16 protein-coding genes are annotated in these 16,241 nt (G+C 75.7%); 8 read left to right on the top strand and 8 right to left on the bottom strand.

Features of this window, described 5'->3' with window-relative positions; translation table 11 throughout:
- Positions 1–71: 71 nt before the first annotated feature.
- From ACFOWE_RS25785 to ACFOWE_RS25800, 4 genes are all read right to left on the bottom strand, one after another.
- Complete coding sequence (locus ACFOWE_RS25785; protein ID WP_377292181.1) at positions 72–1,439, bottom strand: AAA family ATPase; 1,368 nt, start codon at positions 1,437–1,439, stop codon at positions 72–74.
- The gene (locus ACFOWE_RS25790; protein ID WP_377292183.1) at positions 1,436–2,905 is read right to left on the bottom strand and encodes a hypothetical protein; all 1,470 of its coding nucleotides are present in this window, start codon (positions 2,903–2,905) and stop codon (positions 1,436–1,438) included. The genes ACFOWE_RS25785 and ACFOWE_RS25790 overlap by 4 nt, the downstream gene beginning before the upstream one ends.
- A 121-nt stretch (positions 2,906–3,026) precedes the next feature.
- On the bottom strand, positions 3,027–4,169 hold the full coding sequence (locus tag ACFOWE_RS25795; protein WP_377292185.1) for a hypothetical protein: 1,143 nt from the start codon (positions 4,167–4,169) through the stop codon (positions 3,027–3,029).
- Positions 4,169–4,963, bottom strand: a complete 795-nt coding sequence (locus ACFOWE_RS25800; protein ID WP_377292187.1) for a hypothetical protein — start codon at positions 4,961–4,963, stop codon at positions 4,169–4,171. Before ACFOWE_RS25800 ends, ACFOWE_RS25795 begins: the two co-directional genes overlap by 1 nt.
- 104 nt (positions 4,964–5,067) lie before the next feature.
- Here ACFOWE_RS25800 and ACFOWE_RS25805 point away from each other — a divergent pair, with 104 nt between their 5' ends.
- The 6 genes from ACFOWE_RS25805 (at position 5,068) to ACFOWE_RS25830 (ending at position 10,724) form a co-directional block, all read left to right on the top strand.
- Entirely contained in the window at positions 5,068–5,526 is a 459-nt protein-coding gene (locus ACFOWE_RS25805; protein WP_377292189.1) for an NYN domain-containing protein, read from the top strand.
- Positions 5,527–5,738: 212 nt separating this feature from the next.
- On the top strand, positions 5,739–7,013 hold the full coding sequence (locus ACFOWE_RS25810) for an MFS transporter (RefSeq protein ID WP_377292191.1): 1,275 nt from the start codon (positions 5,739–5,741) through the stop codon (positions 7,011–7,013).
- 162 nt (positions 7,014–7,175) lie between these two features.
- Positions 7,176–7,979, top strand: a complete 804-nt coding sequence (locus ACFOWE_RS25815; RefSeq protein ID WP_377292193.1) for an endonuclease/exonuclease/phosphatase family protein — start codon at positions 7,176–7,178, stop codon at positions 7,977–7,979.
- 132 nt (positions 7,980–8,111) lie between these two features.
- Positions 8,112–8,498 (top strand): VOC family protein, encoded by a 387-nt coding sequence (locus ACFOWE_RS25820; protein WP_377292195.1) that lies wholly within the window; start codon positions 8,112–8,114, stop codon positions 8,496–8,498.
- Positions 8,499–8,599: 101 nt separating this feature from the next.
- Positions 8,600–9,559, top strand: coding sequence for a phosphotransferase family protein (locus ACFOWE_RS25825; protein WP_377292197.1), 960 nt, complete (start codon positions 8,600–8,602; stop codon positions 9,557–9,559).
- A gap of 121 nt (positions 9,560–9,680) precedes the next feature.
- Entirely contained in the window at positions 9,681–10,724 is a 1,044-nt protein-coding gene (locus ACFOWE_RS25830) for a TerC family protein (RefSeq protein ID WP_377292199.1), read from the top strand.
- Positions 10,725–10,880: 156 nt separating this feature from the next.
- Here ACFOWE_RS25830 and ACFOWE_RS25835 read toward each other — a convergent pair whose 3' ends face one another.
- A complete protein-coding gene (locus ACFOWE_RS25835; RefSeq protein ID WP_377292201.1) occupies positions 10,881–11,840 on the bottom strand; it encodes a D-2-hydroxyacid dehydrogenase family protein in 960 nt (319 codons plus the stop codon).
- Positions 11,841–11,859: 19 nt separating this feature from the next.
- On the bottom strand, positions 11,860–12,486 hold the full coding sequence (locus ACFOWE_RS25840; RefSeq protein ID WP_377292203.1) for a uridine kinase: 627 nt from the start codon (positions 12,484–12,486) through the stop codon (positions 11,860–11,862).
- 173 nt (positions 12,487–12,659) lie between these two features.
- On the opposite strand from ACFOWE_RS25840, the gene ACFOWE_RS25845 reads away from it, so the two are divergent.
- Positions 12,660–13,277: an RNA polymerase sigma factor gene (locus ACFOWE_RS25845; RefSeq protein WP_377292225.1), complete on the top strand. Its 618-nt coding sequence runs from the start codon at positions 12,660–12,662 to the stop codon at positions 13,275–13,277.
- Positions 13,270–14,322: a CU044_5270 family protein gene (locus tag ACFOWE_RS25850; protein WP_377292205.1), complete on the top strand. Its 1,053-nt coding sequence runs from the start codon at positions 13,270–13,272 to the stop codon at positions 14,320–14,322. Before ACFOWE_RS25845 ends, ACFOWE_RS25850 begins: the two co-directional genes overlap by 8 nt.
- Before the next feature lie 127 nt (positions 14,323–14,449).
- On the opposite strand, the gene gndA is transcribed toward ACFOWE_RS25850, so the two are convergent.
- Complete coding sequence (gene gndA, locus ACFOWE_RS25855) at positions 14,450–15,880, bottom strand: NADP-dependent phosphogluconate dehydrogenase (RefSeq protein WP_377292207.1); 1,431 nt, start codon at positions 15,878–15,880, stop codon at positions 14,450–14,452.
- A gap of 118 nt (positions 15,881–15,998) precedes the next feature.
- Positions 15,999–16,241, bottom strand: a 243-nt coding sequence (locus tag ACFOWE_RS25860) for a hypothetical protein (RefSeq protein WP_377292209.1), incomplete at its 5' end; no start/stop codon positions are given.

The following is a 16,241-nucleotide window of genomic DNA, read 5'->3' on the forward strand; positions in this document are numbered from 1 at the left end:
CCGGCACCCCGCCGTCCGGCCCCGCCCCGGTCCGGCCGGGACAGGGCAGGGGCGGGTGCGGGGCCGCCAGGTCAGTGGGCGGGCACCCGGTGCTTGTCCAGGTGGGCCAGGACCGCCTGGTTGGCCTCCCAGCCGTCGGGGAACTTCACCGGCACGCCCAGCTGCACCGGCTCCGCCGACGGGTGGGCGTCCAGCAGCTCGGGGATGCCCGCCCGCGCCACCACGATGCACGCGTGCCGGTGCCGGGAGGTGAGCACGCAGAGCCGCCCCGACTCCAGGTGGAAGGCCGTCGCGTCCCGTCGCCCCGAGAGCGGGTGCAGCACGATCGTCACGTCGTACTCCCGGCCCTGCAGTCGGTTGGCGGTGTCCACCGTGATCTCCTCCGGCACCCCCGCCGCCCGGATCGCCGCCACCTGGTCGCGGTGGGCGGCGCCGATCGCGATCCGGTCGGCCGTCACCGGATGGCTGCCGCGCTCCGAGTGCGCGACCGGCGCCCGCTGCAGCAGCCGCAGCGCCAGCACCGCCACCGCCTGCACCGCCTCGGCGTCGGTGCGGACCGTGTGCCGGCTCGGCAGCTCGAACAGCGCCCACCCCGAGGCCGCCGCCTCCTCCACCGCCCGGTCGTAGACCGTCCGCATGCCGTCCACCGTCAGCTCCAGCGACCGGTCGGCGTGCCCGGTGCCGGCCCGGAACCCGGTGAACGGGTAGAACGCCTCCGACACCACCGGCGCCGCCGACGCCGGAAGCCGCCACGACACCGGCAGCCGGTGCACCGGCAGGTCCGGGTTGTGCCGCAGCAGCACCGAGACCGCGCTCTGCACCGGGTCCCACGACAGGCCCGCCCACCGGTCGCCGTCCACGATCGAGAACGGGTCCAGCTGCCCCGGATCGCCCACGAACAGCGCCCGCTCGAACAGCGAGGCGATGCGCAGCAGCTTGTCCGAGCGCATCTGGTACGCCTCGTCGACGATCGCCCACGGCCAGGTCCGGTCCCCGACCCAGGCCCACTTGTCGGCGGTGGCCACCACCACCGCCGGGTCGCCCAGGTCCGGCAGCTTGCCCGCCACCGCCACGTTGCCGTGCGCCAGGATCCGCTGCGGTGTGACGTACCCGCTCGCCGACAGGCGGCCGATCCGCAGGTCCGGATGCTCGGCCGCGAGCCGGTCCACCAGGTCGTCGACCTGCTCGTTGGTCTGCGCGACGATCATCAGCGGCTCGCCGGTCTCCGCGATGTGCCCGGTGGCCCGCACCACCAGCGTCGACTTGCCCGCCCCCGGCGGGGAGTCCACCACGACGCCGCGGTGGCGCGGCAGGTCCGCCAGCACGTCCGAGACGACCTGCGCCGCCTCCTGCTGCGGGGTGGGCGGCGGAGCGGACGGGCCCGCCCCCGGGCCCTGGTCCGGTTCGGAGGGCGGGGTCCGCACGATCCTGAGCCTCACTCCCACGCCTCCTGCGCGTCGTCGTCACCGGGCACGTACTCCTCGGGCGGGCCGCCGTGGGTCCACGGCGTCTCCTCCGGGTCGGGCAGCGCCGCCGACGTCTGGAAGTCGTCCGTCAGCGCGGTGTAGCAGACCCGCTCACCCGGCTCGGGCACCGAGCCCGGCGCGGGCGCCTTCCCACGCCCCATCCCCTTGGTGATCTTGAGGACGACCTCGCCGCCGCCCGCCTCGACCACCTCGGCGCCGTGGCCGCGCCGGTCCGGGCTGCCCACCGCGGCGCCCGGTGCCAGCCGTACCGGGTCGTCGGTGCGGACCGTGACGAGCGGCCGGAGCTTGCGCGAGCGGCCCTCGCCCTCGAAGTGCTCCGGGTCCGCGGCCGTCACCACCCCGGCGAACGCCTCACCGGTCAGCCGGTACTCGGCCATGAGCAGCGGGTCGTCGTAGGCGCGCTGCACGTCGTAGGAGGCCCGCGCCCGCTCCAGCCCGGCCAGCCGCGCCGCCGCGCTCACCGCCCCGTCCCGGCGCGCCTGCGGCGGCGCCCCCTCGGCGACGCGCTCGACGAACCGGGTGAACGAGCCGCGGTCGGCCTCCCACCGGCCGGCCACCCGCGAGCCCTCCGGCAGCGCGCGCAGCAGCTCCACCGCCCGCCACATCAGCCGCCAGGTCGGCTCCAGTTGCGTGCGCAGCGCCTCGGCGACGCGCTCCACCGCCCGCTCGGTCGGCGCCTCCTCGTAGGCCTGCACGGCGGGGGCCAGCACCTCGTTGTCGAACCCCGGATCGGTGGCCGGTCCCGCCGGCGGCCAGAGCAGCGGGTCCTCGGCCTCCTCGGCGGCCTGCCGCCCGGTCGTCCCGGCGGGCGGGTCGATCCAGCCGACCAGCGCCGCGAGGTTGGCGTCCTCCAGGGCGCTCTGCCCCGTGGCCCAGTGCGCCGACAGCGCCTCGGTCACCGCCAGCGTCAGCGACGAGCCCGGCTGCCGCGACCGGTCGGCGAAGTAGGTCAGCCACCGGCCCAGCAGCGGCACCGACGGGTGCACCGGGTACGGGCCGTCGGCCCGCCGGAAACGCGTGGAGCGGCCCAGCAGCCCGGTGAACTCCGCCGCCGGCCGGTTCGGCACGATCAGCTGCGGCGCCTCCATGCACCGCTCGTACGGCTCGCCGCCCTTGCGCTCGACCGTCTCCGTCTTCTTCTGGAACCCCTCGATGTACGGCAGCAGCACCTCGGCCAGCTCGGCGGCGAAGGCGAACCGCAGGTCCCGGTTGCGCGGCTGCGGCACCACCAGCAGCCGGGGATGCTCCGGATCGGTGCCGACCATCGCGCCGAGCGGGGCCGCCGCCTCACCGGCCAGCCTCAGCGGGACGAACACCATGGGCCGGTCCGACAGGTGGCAGTGCCGTACCGTGGTGATCGGCTGCGCGACGCCCTCCCGCATGGCCCGCAGCCGCGCCAGCGCGGTGAGCGTGCTCATGGGGCCTCCTCCGCGGGCCTCACGGGCACGGTGCCGCCGTGCCGGCCGGCCCGCCGGCTCGCGGGCGCCTCCTCCACCGGTTCCACGGGCACGGTGCCGCCGTGCTTCCGGATCCGCCCGCTCACGCGAGGCACTCCCTGCGGAGCCGCTCCGCCTGGCGGAGCAGGCGGGCGATCTCCTCCTGGCCCTCGCCGGGCTCGCGCGCGCCCTCGGCCAGGCCGAGCGCCTCGCCCATCCCGGACACGCCGCCGAGCTGGTCGCGCACCTGGCGGCCGAGCAGGTCGGTGGAGCCGCAGCCGCGCGCCTCGTCCCGGCAGAACATGCACATGTCGCACGTCGACAGGCAGTCCGGCGCGTACCGGGCCGGCACCTGGCGCAGCGCCTGGGCCACCTCCTCCGCCGAACGGGTGGGCACGCCGTCGTCGCCGGGACCGAGGGAGAAGGTCAGCTCCTCCGGCAGGTCCTCCAGCAACCGGTCCACCCGGGTCATCCGGGCCAGCTGCCGCCGCAGCACCGCCAGCTGCCTGCGCACGTCCACCAGCGTCGCCACCGGCCGGTTGGCGAAGTTCTCCGGGCAGACCAGCACCACCTCGTGGGAGACCCGCTCCGGGTCGTGTCCCAGCTCCTCCATGAGCGTGCGCAGCGCCAGCACGTAGACCGCCGCCTGCCGGGCCGCCGCCGCCACCTTGTCCGGCTCGGCCTGCCCGTCGATCACGGCGAACGACTTGATCTCCACGACGTGGAAGCGCCCGCCGACCTGGAAGGCCACCACGTCCGGCTCCAGGTAGGAGGTGTGCCCGGCGATGCGCAGGCTCAGCAGCGGGTGGTCGTAGAAGACCGCCGTCTCCATCTCCCGCGCCGCCCGGTCGATCAGCGCCCGGGTGTGGGAGGCCCGCAGGTGGGCGCCGACGTTCTCCACGTCCTGGTAGCCGACCTGCTCGACCGGCAGGCCCAGCAGCCCGCGCAGGAGCCGGAGCAGCTCCGCGCAGCCGTTCTCCTTCACCAGCGACTCGAACACGTTCCCGCGGGTGATCGCGAACTGCGACTGGCCGAAGGGCGCGGGGAAGCCGACGTGCCGGGCCGTGGCGTCCTTGTCCACCCCCGCGGCGTCCAGCAGCGCCCGCCGGGCGCACCCGGGGTTGGCCGCCAGCGCGGCGATGGCGCGGGCGTCGTGCGGGCGCGCCGGCGCCGGCCCGCGCAACTCCTCCAGCCGGCTCGCGGTGCGCACCCAGTTGCCGTCCGGCCGGTCCTGCGGCCCGCCCATCAGCAGGCTCCCCTCAACGTGGTCAGCGCGGCCGCGCCGAACAGGCGCTCCGCGTCGGTCAACTGCTCGCCCGCCCGCCGCGCCACCTCGGCCCGCTGGGCGGTGTCGGCGGGAAGGTGCACCCCCAGCTCCTCCCGGGCCGCGGCGCGCACGGCCGCCGGGTCCGCAGGGCCGAAGCCGCTCTCGGCGCCGGGGACGTTCTGCGCCATCCGCGTCAGCAGCCGCACCGCGCCCGGCGGCGGATCGGCCAGCCGCATCAGGTGCTCGGCGACGCGCACGGCCGCGGTGAGGAAGTCGACGCGCGGGCTCAGCGGCCCCACCACCCGGGCCCGCAGCGGCCAGGTGCTGTCGGTGAGCAGGCCGCGGGCGGGGGAGAGGCGGTCGGTCAGCGCCGCGCACAGGTAGTACGGCCGGGCGTAGGGGGCGCCGCGGAAGGAGCGCTCCTCGTCCCGGCGGAGGCTGGACAGCTGCGGGCCGCGCAGCGCCCCGGTGAAGAACGCCTCGTCCACCGCCACGATCAGCTTGGCCGCGGCCGGCACCCCCAGCAGGAGCAGCGCCTGGTGCACCTGCTCCCGGATCGGCACCAGCGCCGCCGGAGGCTCGGGGGCGGCGGGCTCCCCACCGGCCCCACCGGCCCCGTCGGTGACGACGGCCTCGTCCCAGGCCCGTTCGGCCCGGCGCAGGTCCGTCCTCAGGCGGCGGGCCAGGGCGGTGTCGCGGGCCTTGACCGCGCGCCGCACCTCGGCGCGGAGCTCGGCGATCCGCTGCTCCAGCGCGTCCAGCGATTCACTCACGGCCCGGATCGTAACAGCAGTTCCATCCGGCTCCCTTGAATTCCAGCGATTTCCAGCATTAAAGTGTGAGGTATGTGGTGATATAGGGGCGAAAGGGGCACTCCATGCGCAACTTGTCGCAGGGACGGACGGTCCACCTGCTGGACGTCGAGAACCTGGTGGGAGCCCCGCGCCCCGTCCTCGCCGAGGTCGCCACCATGATGAGCCTCTACCACGCGTGCGTCCCCACCGGCGGCATGGACCAGTACGTCGCCGCCGTCAACCACGGCGCCCTGCTCTCCGTAGGCCTCGTCCTGAGCGGCATCCAGCTCCTGGTCCGCTCCGGCCGCAACGGCGCCGACGAGGCGCTGCGCGAGGTGATCCGCCTCGACCGGCTCCACGCGCGCTTCGAACGGGTCGTCATCGGCTCCGGGGACGGTGTCTTCGCCGACCTCGCCGACTGGCTCCGCCGCCGGGGCGTGCAGGTGGTCGTGGTCTCCCGCCCCGGCGCCCTCAGCCGCCGCCTCCGCCGTACGGCCGGCCGCGTCATCCCCCTCGAACCCGTCCTGGGCCTGGCGGCCTGACCGGGGCGCACGGCGGGCCGTCCGGGGCGGACCCTGTGTGACTACGCGGGCCGGGGCCGTGAACGGTGATGACCATGTGGGGCCCGCCGCTGTACCATGAGCCTGTTTGGCGCTCCCGGTAATCCCGTTGTCCACCTGTGACCCACGTCGTGCGCTCCGCGTCCGCGTGGGCCCGAGGGGAGAATCACGTGTTGCCTGGACGCCAACGAGCCGTGCCGCGACGCCGCCGGCAGGCCCCTGTCGCCGTCGCCTACCTCACCTTCGTCCTGGCCGGGGTGAGCGGAGGCGTGACCGGCGTGCTGCTGCCGGTGCAGATCCGTGACTACGGCCTGGACATGGCCACGATCGGCACCACCTTCTTCACCTTCTCCGCCGGATTCATGCTCGCCGGATCCACCTCCGGCGCACTGATCCACCGCTTCGGCATCCGGACCACCCTGGCCGTCGGCGGCGGCGCGTTCGTCCTGGCCGGCCTCTACACGGCGGTGCGGCCGCCCTTCGCGGCGCTGCTGGCCGTACAGGTGCTCGCCGGGTACGGCACGGGCATCCTCGAGTCGGCCCTCAACACCTTCCTCGCCGGCCTGCCGGACTCCACGACCCTGCTCAACCGCCTGCACGCCTTCTTCGGCGTCGGCGCGCTGACCGGCCCCCTGCTGGCCACCTGGATCCTGGGCTTCGCCCCCTGGACGGCCGTCTGGCTGGTCCTGGCCCTGGCGTGCGTCCCCCTGGTCGCCGCCTTCCTGGTGACCCTGCCCGCCGGGGCCTCCGCCGCCGGAGCGGCGCCCCCGTCCGCGGGAACACCGAAGTCCGTGAGAACGCCGGGGCCCGGGGAGAAGGGCGGCGGCAGCCTGCTCGCCGCCGTCTCCCGGGAGCCCGCCGTCCTGCTCGGCGCCGCGTTCCTCGCGGTGTACGTGGGCCTCGAGCTCAGCGTGGGCAACTGGGCCTTCACGTTCCTGGTGGACGAGCGCGGCCAGTCCGACCGGCTGGCGGGCTACATCGTCTCCGGTTACTGGCTCGGCCTCACCGCGGGCCGGTTCGTGATCAGCCCGCTGGCCGCGAGGGCGGGCATGACCCCGATCGGCATGACCTTCGCCTGCCTGTTCGGCGTCACCGCCGCCGCGGTGTTCGTCTGGACCGTCCCCGGCACGGCGGCGGCCTTCGCAGGCTTCGCCCTGTTCGGGTTCTGGCTGGGTCCTCTCTTCCCGACCACCATGGCCGTCGCCCCCCGGCTCGCCTCACCGGCCCTGGTCCCCACCACCATCGGCCTGCTGAACGGCGTCTCCGTCATCGGCGGCGCCCTGTTCCCCTGGCTGGCCGGCGCGATCGGCGAAGGCCTCGGCGTGTGGACCCTCCCGCCGTACGCGCTGGCCCTGGCCGTCCTCCAGCTCGCCATCTGGTGGATGGTCACCGACCGGCTGACCCCCGTCACCGCCGTGCCCGTAACCGCCGCGCCCGACCCCGCCGTACCCGATCCCACCACCCCGTGACCTTCCGGACGCCCGCGCCGCCGAGCGGGGCGGCACGACCGCCGGCCCCGGCGACCGCGCCCGCCCGCCTCTCCGGGCCGCGGAGCCGCCGGGGCCCGCCCCGGCCGCGTACGCCGAGCCCGGCTGGAGCCCGCGGCCGGGCGTCTGGAATCGTCGTATGGCATGAAGGTTCTCTCTTTCAACGTGCTCGTCGGCGGCGAGGAGCGGTTCGACGAGATCCGCGCCATCGTGGCCGCCGAACGGCCCGACCTGATCGTGCTGCAGGAGTGCGTCGGCTGGGAGGACGGTGAGCGGCTCCGCGAGCTCGCCGAGGCGGTCGGCATCCCCGCCGGGGAGGAACACCTGATCGTCGGCGAGGCCAACCCCCGGCCGAGCGGCCGCCGCTACAACGTCTGCGTCGCCTCCCGGACCCCGTTCCTGCGCCGCGCGGTGCACGCGCCGCCGTCCGTGGCGCACTGCGTCGTCGAGGCGGAGCTCGAGCCCGCCGGAGGCGGCGACCCGCTGCTCCTGCTCGGCACCCACCTCGTCGCCGCCGGCGAGGAGGCGAGGCTGGCCGAGGTGGACGAGCTGCTCCGCCTGCTCCCGCCCCGCCTGCTGGAGACGCGCGACTGCCTGCTGGTCGGCGACCTCAACGGGCTCTCCCGCCACGACCCCTACCCGGACGACCTGGCCGAGCGCCTGGCCGCGGCCGGGATCGACAAGTACGGCGACCCGCCGCGGTTCGCGGTGATGGACCGGCTGGAGGAGGCCGGCTGGGTGGACGCCCTGCGGGCCCGGCCGCGCTCGTCGCGCTGGGCCACCGCGCCCCGCGGAGGCGGCGGCGTGCTGGTCGACACGCGCACCGACTACATCCTGCTCTCGCCCCCGCTGGCCTCCCGCCTGGACTGGGCCGACGTGGTCGAGACCGGTACGGCCTCCGACCACCACGCGGTCGTCGCCCGCCTGGACCGGCGGGGCCGCTCCTGACCCGGAGCGGCGCGGGAGCGGGCCGCCGGCGCCGCGCCCGGCCTCCGGGCACCGGCCGATGGTCCACCGTCCGGTGCCCGGAGGACCGGGTGGTGGTCCACCGCCCGGGGCGCGCCGGGTAGGGAAGGGGGCATGGAGATACTGAGCAGCCGGATCCTGCTGCGCCCGCGCGACCCCGGGCGCAGCCGCCGGTTCTACCGCGACGTCCTGGGGCTGGCCGTCCACCGGGAGTTCGGCCCCCCGGACGATCCCGGCCTGGTCTTCTTCCTCGGCAACGGCCTCCTCGAGGTCTCCGGCCGAGCGGAGGAGCCGGTCGGACGGGGGATGTCGATCTGGCTCCAGGTGCGCGACCTCGCCGCCGAGCACGACCGGCTGCGGGAGGCGGGCGTGCCGGTGCTCCGCCCTCCGCGGCAGGAGCCGTGGGGGCTGGTCGAGATGTGGATCGAGGACCCGGACGGGGTGCGCGTCGTGCTCGTCGAGGTCCCGCCGGACCACCCGCTCCGCCGCGACCGGCGCTGACCGCACGGACCCGGCCGCGCGGCCGGAGGAGGAGCAGGGAGGCCGGAAAGAGGGTCGGAAAAGGACTCGCGGTGGAAACGATCCACCGGAACGATGGGGTGATGAACGTTCCTGCGACCGGTGTGCGGCTGCCCTGGCAGAACGTACCCGAGCAGATCCGGAAGGCCGTCGAGAGCCACCTGGGCGCGCCGGTGACCGAGGCCGTGACGCAGCCCGGCGGATTCTCCCCGGGGGCCGCCGCGCGGCTGACGCTGGCCGACGGGCGGCGCGCGTTCGCCAAGGCCGTCGGGCCGGAGCCGAACCCGCACTCCCCGGACATCTACCGGGCCGAGGCCCGTATCGCCGCCGCGCTCCCCGCGGACGTGCCCGCGCCCCGGCTGCTGGCCTCGTTCGACTCCGGCGGCTGGGTGGCGCTGGTCTTCGAGGACGTGGACGGCCGCGCGCCCGCCGACCCCTGGCGGGCCGACGAGCTCACCCTGGTGCTGGACGCGCTGGACCGGCTGGCCGCCGGACTGACCCCGTCCCCGGTGGCCGCCCCGACGGCCGGGGAGAGGTTCGGCGAGCAGTTCCAGGGCTGGCGGCGGCTGGCCGCGGCCCGCGACGCCGGCTGGGACGACCTGGGCGGGCTGGACCCGTGGGCGGCCCGGCACCTGGACGCCCTGGCGGACCTGGAGGCGGGCTGGGCGGCGGCGGCCGAGGGCGGCAGCCTGGTCCACGGCGACATCCGGGCCGACAACCTGCTGCTCACCGCCGACGACGAGGTGATGGTCGTCGACTGGCCGTGGGCGTTCACCGGCGCCCCCTGGTTCGACCTGCTGGGCATGCTGCCGAGCGTGCGCATGCAGGGCGGCCCGCCCTGCGAGGAGGTCTTCGCCGCCCACCCGGTCGGCCGGGACGCCGACCCGGAGGCGGTGACCGCGGTCCTGGCCGCGCTGACCGGCTACCTCGTCCGCCAGTCCCGCCAGCCCGATCCGCCCGGACTGCCCACCCTGCGCGCCTTCCAGGCGGCGCAGGGCCGTACCGCGCTGGAGTGGCTGCGCGCCCGCACGGCCTGGGCCTGACGGCGCCGTCCGCCGGCCACCCCCTCGGCCACCCCTCGACCGGGTAACCGGGCATGAACAGGGGTAGTGAGAGCGTCTGCGCCGTGGTGCGGAGGGGGAAGCGGATGAGGGCGGTGTGGAGATGAGCATTGACTCGCTGGGGGCCTGGGCCGTCGTGGTGGCGATCGTGGTCGCCCTGCTGGTGCTGGACTTCCTGGTCGCCGCCCGGCGCCCGCACGCCGTGGGACTGCGGGAGGCGGCGGCCTGGTCGGCCTTCTACATCGGGGTGGCGATCGCCTTCGGACTCGGGCTCTGGTGGATCGGGGGCTCCGACCTGGGGACCGAGTACTTCGCCGGGTGGGTCGTCGAGAAGAGCCTCTCGGTGGACAACCTCTTCGTCTTCGTCGTCATCATGAGCCAGTTCTCGGTGCCCCCCGAGCACCAGCAGAAGGCACTGCTGTTCGGCATCGCGGCCGCCCTCGTGATGCGGGCCGTCCTCATCACCATCGGCGCGGCGGCCATCTCGTTCTTCTCTCCGACGTTCCTGCTGTTCGGCCTGCTCCTGCTCTGGACGGCGGTGCAGCTGGCCCGGCACCGCAACGAGGACCCCGACCCCCGGGACAACCCGGTGCTGCGCTGGACCCGGCGGAGGTTCCCGGTCACCGACGACTTCCACGGCGGGCGGCTGATGGCCGTGGAGGACGGCAGGCGCGTGATCACGCCGCTGTTCCTCGTCTTCGTCGCCATCGGCAGCACGGACCTGCTCTTCGCGCTCGACTCGATCCCGGCGATCTTCGGGATCACCCAGCACCCGCTGATCGTCTTCTCCGCCAACGCCTTCGCCCTGCTGGGTCTGCGCGCCCTGTACTTCCTCATCGAGGGCCTGCTGGAGCGGCTGGTCTACCTGTCGATCGGGCTCTCGGTCATCCTCGCCTTCATCGGCGTCAAGCTCATCCTGGTCTTCCTGCACCGGGAGGTCTCCCCCGAGTTCCCCGAGGTCCCGACGCCTCTCTCGCTCGCCGTCATCCTCGGCATCCTGCTGGTCACCGTCGTCGCCAGCATGATCCGGGTCCGCCGCCACCCGCAGGACCGCGCGCACGCCGGCCGGGTCTACCCGGAGCACCGCGAGGGGGAGAGCGGGCAGCCCGGGAACGGCACGCCGCCCGGCGGCCCGTCCCCGGCGTGACACCGGCGCCCCACCGGACCGGCCGGGCGCACGAGGCCCAGGCGCACGAGGCCCAGGCACATGCGACCCGGGGACCGTGGGGCCGCGGAGTCAGGAGACCCCGGGTCCCCGCGGCCGCGGTCCGGGCCGGAGGATCCCGGACCGGCGTGCCGGAGCCTACGGGGCCAGCACGCGGACCGGGGCGCCCGCCAGGAACGCCTCGATGTCCTCCACGGCCTCACCGAAGTACCGCAGGTAGTTGCCCCGCGTCACGTAGCCCAGGTGCGGGGTGGCCAGCACGTTCGGCAGCGTCCGGAAGGGGTGGTCCGCCGGGAGCGGCTCGATGTCGAAGACGTCCAGGCCCGCCCCGGCGATCCGCCCCTCCCGGAGCGCCGCCACCAGCGCGTCCTGGTCGACGATCGCGGCCCGGGCGGTGTTGACCAGATAGGCCGAGGGCTTCATCAGCGCCAGCTGCGCCGCGCCGACGAGCCCCCGGGTGCGCTCGCTCAGCACCACGTGCACGGAGAGGAAGTCGCTTGCGGCGCAGAGCCCGTCCAGGGAGGCCGCCCGCCGGACGCCGAGGGACTCGGCCCGCTCGGCGGTGAGGTTCCGGCTCCAGGCGAGCACGTCCATGCCGAACGCCCGGCCGACCCGGGCCACCTGCGCGCCGATCTTGCCGAGGCCGAGCAGGCCGAGGGTCGCGCCGTGCAGGTCCGCGCCGACCGTGCTCTGCCAGGGGCCGCCGGCACGCAGCGCGCCGCTCTCCGGGACGATCCCCCGGGCCAGGCCGAGGACGAGCGCCCAGGTCAGCTCGGCCGGCGGCGTGGAGGAACTGGCGGTGCCGCAGACGGTGACGCCGTGGTCGGCGGCGGCCACCAGGTCGACGGAGGCGTTGCGCATGCCGGAGGTGACCAGCAGCCGGAGCTTCGGCAGCCGCTCGAACAGGGCGCGCGGGAACGGCGTGCGCTCCCGCATGATCACCAGGATCTCGCAGTCGCCGACCGCCCCGGCCACCGCGCCGTGCCCCTCCAGCCGCCCGGAGACGCTCCTGACCTCCACCCGGGGTGCGAGCCGTGCCCAGTCGGCCATGGCCAGGGCGGTGTTCTGGTAGTCGTCGAGTACGGCGCAGCGCAGCATGGCACCAGACCCTACCGGCCTACCCGATCACGATCGCCGGGTGCCTCGGGTCGTCCATCCGGACGACGACGTCGGCGGTCTCGGCCGGCTCGGCCTCGAGCTCGTAGCGCTCGTAGGCGGGCAGGGTCCAGGCCGTCTCCGGCCCGGTGCGGCGGGCCAGCGCGCCGGGGGAGAGCCGCAGGTGCACGGTCAGGTCGAACGGGAGCCACCGCCCCAGCAGCAGCGCCCCGTCCACCAGCAGCACCGCCCCCGGCGGCAGCGTGACGTACGGCGCGCGCGTCGCCCGGTCCGTCACGGTGTTCCACAGCGACGGCAGGACCCGGCCGGAGCCGCCCGGGTCCAGCGGCGCCAGCACCTCGCGGGTCAGCCCGCCGGCGTCCAGCCAGTCCTCGTAGAAGGCGTCCGGGTCGGTCTTGCCGTGCTCGAAGCGGAGCGAGGCCGGGCGCAGGAAGTCCCACGCGGACACGCGCATGACCTCGCGCCCGCGCAGGCGGAGCGGACCGGCCAGCGCGTCGGCGAGGTCGCCGGGCCGGGCGGCGGGCGCGCCGTCGACCGCGACCCGCACCCAGGAGTCCCGGGGCGCCGCGGCGATCCGGTCGGCGAGCCGCTCGACCAGGGATGGCAGGGAGATGGGTCGTACACGCACCCTGCCATCCTGCCGAACGGCGGGCCCCGGTCCGCACGGCGGCGGACCCGTACCGCCCGGAGCCCGAGCCGGAGGATCGGGGGAGCGTGAACCCTACGCGGCGCATCGGGTGAGAGAGGGTGAACGCAACGCGGACCCCGGCGATCCGGGGCCGGACGATCGGAGCCGGATTGATCGCGCACGCAGACCGCACCGGGGCGGCCCCCGACGCCGGCGGGGCCGACGACGCCGAGGTGATCCGGCGTTCCCTGCACGAGCCGGACGCCTTCGCGCTCCTGTTCGACCGGCACGCGCCGGCGCTCCACCGGTACGTGACCCGGCGGCTGGGCGACTCCCTGGCCGACGACGTCGTCGCCGACACGTTCCTGGCGGCGTTCCGGCGCCGCGACCGCTACGACCAGGCCCGGCCGGACGCCCGCCCCTGGCTGTACGGCATCGCGGCGAACCTCATCGGGAAGCACCGCCGGGTGGAGATCCGGGCCTACCGGGCGCTGGCCAGGACCGGGGCCGACGAGGTGGCCGAGAGCTACGCCGACCGGGTGGACGCCCGGGTCACCGCCTCGGCCGTCCAGCGGGAGCTGGCGGGAGCGCTGGCGGGGCTGTCGGCGGGCGACCGGGAGGTGCTGCTCCTGGTGGCGTGGGCGGACCTCAGCTACGACGAGGTGGCCGACGCCATGGGCATCCCCGTCGGCACGGTCCGCTCGCGGCTCCACCGGGCCAGGAAGAAGACCCGCGCCGCGCTCGGCGGCGCCGACCCGACGGTCACCGAGGAGGAGACGCGCCATGGATGAGCTGAACGTGCTGCGTGAGATGCGCGCGGAGGCACCGGAAGGGGACGCCGGCCGGCTCCGGCCGGCCCGTGAGCGCCTCCTGGCGGCCGCGGGCGGCGCCGGCCCCGTCCGGCGGGCGCGGCCCGCGTCGCCGGGGCGCCTGTGGTCCGGCGCCCACCGGGGGACCCTGCTGGCCGGGTCGGCCTGCGCGGCGGCCGTCGTCGCGCTGGCGGCCGTGCAGCTCGGGCAGACCGGCTCGCCCGCAGGGGAGGGGGGCGCGTCCACCGCGTCCACCGCGTCCACCGCGTCCGCAGCGCCCACGGCGGCCGAGCGGTACGCGGACACGGCCGTGGTGCTGGAGCAGGCGGCGCTGGTCGCCGAGTCCCGGCCGGTGGGCGCCGCCCCCCGGCCGGACCAGTGGCAGTACCGCAGATACGTCACCGTGCAGCCCGGGGACGGCGAGCGGCGGGAGCACGAGGAGTGGATCCGCTACGACGGCCGCCAGACCGCCGGACACGACTGGGAGGGCGGCTTCCGGGTCAGGGACGTGCCCCCGGACCCGGGCGACGACGACCTCTCGCCGGAGAGGTACGCCGAGAAGCTCCGCAGGCTGCCGACGGACCCCGACGGACTGCTGGCGCACGTGCGGGGGGACCGGCACTGGATCGACCTGCCGGCGGGCGAGGGCTCGCGGGGGGCCGAGCACCCCGACGTCCGGGCCTTCCGGGTGCTCTCCCTCTACCTGAAGCAGGGGGCCGTCATGCCGCCGGAGCTGGAGGCGGCGATCTACCGCGCGCTGGCGAGGATCCCCGGGGTCACGGTGGAGACCGGCGTGCGCGACGCCGCGGGCCGGGTGGGGCTGGGCCTCGTCCACACGCCCTCGCAGCACCAGGAGATGCGCAGGTATCTCATCCTGCAGCCGGACACCTTCCGCTACCTGGGGGACCGCATGGTGTGGCTGCGCGACAAGGTGATCGGCGGGGAGGTGGCGTTCCCCGCGGGCAGCGTCTTCGCCACGGCCGAGCTGGCCTCGGCGATCGTGGACCGGCCCGGGCAGCGGTCCTGACGGGCGCCCGGCGGGAGCCGGGACACGCTCCCCGCACCGGTGGGCCGCACCGGTGGGCCGTACCGGCCCCGGGCCCGGATCGCTTTCCGGTCCCGGGGCGGTCGGCGGCTCGCGCCCGGTCTCCGGATCAGCCCTCGACCTCGGTGCGGTCGCCGGACCAGAGCGTGTGGAAGACGCCCTCGCGGTCGACCCGGCGGTAGGTGTGCGCGCCGAAGAAGTCCCGCTGCCCCTGGATCAGGGCCGCCGGGAGCCGCTCGGCCCGCAGCGCGTCGTAGTACGCCAGCGCGCTGGAGAACCCCGGCGCCGGGACGCCCAGCTCGGCCGCGGCGGCCACCACCCGCCGCCACGACCGCTGCGCCAGCGCCAGCGCCTCGGCGAAGTACGGCGCGACCAGCAGGGTCGCCGGCTGCTCCGCGGCGGCGTAGGCCTCGCGGATGCGGTCGAGGAAGACGGCCCGGATGATGCAGCCGCCCCGCCAGATGGTGGCCAGCGCGCCCGGGTCCACCGCCCAGCCGTACTCGGCGCTCCCCGCGCGGATCTGGTCGAAGCCCTGCGCGTAGGCGACGATCTTCGAGGCGTACAGCGCCCGCCGCACGTCCTCGACGAAGCCCTCGCCCGCGGGCCCGGCCACCGGCGCGGGCGGGCCCGGCAGGCCGCGCGCCGCCTCGCGCAGCCCGGCGTCGCCCGAGACCGAGCGGGCGAAGACCGCCTCGGCGATGCCGCTCACCGGCACCCCCAGGTCCAGCGCGATCTGCACGGTCCAGCGGCCGGTGCCCTTCTGCTCGGCCCGGTCCGCCACGACGTCCACGAACGGCCGCCCGGTCGCCGCGTCGACCTGCCGGAGCACCTCGGCGGTGATCTCGATCAGGTAGGACGAGAGCTCGCCCCGGTTCCACTCGGCGAAGACGCCGGCCAGCTCGGCGGGGGACATGCCCAGGCCCTGCCGGAGCAGGTCGTAGGCCTCGGCGATGAGCTGCATGTCGGCGTACTCGATGCCGTTGTGCACCATCTTCACGAAGTGCCCGGCCCCGTCGGGCCCGATGTGCGTGCAGCACGGCACCCCGTCGACCTTCGCGGCGATGTCCTCCAGCAGCGGCCCGAGCGCGGCGTAGGACTCGGCGGACCCGCCCGGCATGATGCTGGGCCCGAGCAGCGCGCCCTCCTCGCCGCCGGACACCCCGCAGCCGACGAAGTGGACGCCGCGCTCTCGCAGCGCCGCCTCGCGGCGGCGGGTGTCGAGGAAGTGCGCGTTTCCGCCGTCGACGAGCATGTCGCCCGGCTCCAGCAGGGGCGCGAACCGCTCGATCACCGCGTCGGTCGGCGCGCCCGCCTTGACCATGACCAGGACGCGCCGGGGCCGCTCCAGCGCGGCCACGAACTCCTCCGGCGTCTCGCACGCGACGAACGCCCCCTCGTGCCCGTGCTCCTCGATCAGCGCCCTGGTCCGGGAGCCCGACCTGTTGTGCACGGCCACCACGTGCCCGTGCCGGGCCAGGTTCCTGGCGAGGTTCGCCCCCATCACGGCGAGGCCGGTCACACCGATCCGTGCCAGGGTCATCGTCCGGCACCTCCTTACGCAGCCACGATCCCGATACGTTCCCGCTCCCCGCCCGGAAAACTCTCCGGCCGGTCGCGCCCGGACGGGCATCGGGGCCCGCGTGCCGGCCGCCGCGGCGTCAGGAGAAGCTCTCCAGGTACATCAGGCCGGCGCCGGCCAGCAGCAGGATCACGAACGCCGCGGCGACGGCGGCGAACACCCTTCCGTTGGAACCGCCGTCCGGGGCGAGCGGCGCCGGAGGGCCGCCCGGTCCGGGGCGCGCCGAGGGCGGACGGGTGTGCGCGAAGTCCTTCAGGCCGGGAGAGGTCAGGTGACCGTGCGCCTGCCTCCCGCCCGCCGTGCCCGCAGCCGGCCCGTACGG

The organism is Planomonospora corallina (assembly GCF_042650625.1).
GTDB classification, from domain to species: domain Bacteria; phylum Actinomycetota; class Actinomycetes; order Streptosporangiales; family Streptosporangiaceae; genus Planomonospora_B; species Planomonospora_B corallina.

Bases quoted from the DNA above. Each gene is read 5' to 3' on its own strand.
- ACFOWE_RS25820 (WP_377292195.1), top strand. From the start codon at position 8,112: ATGGAGATACTGAGCAGCCGGATCCTGCTGCGCCCGCGCGACCCCGGG.
- ACFOWE_RS25830 (WP_377292199.1), top strand. From the start codon at position 9,681: ATGAGCATTGACTCGCTGGGGGCCTGGGCCGTCGTGGTGGCGATCGTG.
- ACFOWE_RS25790 (WP_377292183.1), bottom strand. From the start codon at position 2,905: ATGAGCACGCTCACCGCGCTGGCGCGGCTGCGGGCCATGCGGGAGGGC.
- ACFOWE_RS25815 (WP_377292193.1), top strand. From the start codon at position 7,176: ATGAAGGTTCTCTCTTTCAACGTGCTCGTCGGCGGCGAGGAGCGGTTC.
- ACFOWE_RS25850 (WP_377292205.1), top strand. From the start codon at position 13,270: ATGGATGAGCTGAACGTGCTGCGTGAGATGCGCGCGGAGGCACCGGAA.
- ACFOWE_RS25835 (WP_377292201.1), bottom strand. From the start codon at position 11,840: ATGCTGCGCTGCGCCGTACTCGACGACTACCAGAACACCGCCCTGGCC.
- gndA (WP_377292207.1), bottom strand. From the start codon at position 15,880: ATGACCCTGGCACGGATCGGTGTGACCGGCCTCGCCGTGATGGGGGCG.
- ACFOWE_RS25795 (WP_377292185.1), bottom strand. From the start codon at position 4,169: ATGGGCGGGCCGCAGGACCGGCCGGACGGCAACTGGGTGCGCACCGCG.
- ACFOWE_RS25805 (WP_377292189.1), top strand. From the start codon at position 5,068: ATGCGCAACTTGTCGCAGGGACGGACGGTCCACCTGCTGGACGTCGAG.
- ACFOWE_RS25825 (WP_377292197.1), top strand. From the start codon at position 8,600: ATGAACGTTCCTGCGACCGGTGTGCGGCTGCCCTGGCAGAACGTACCC.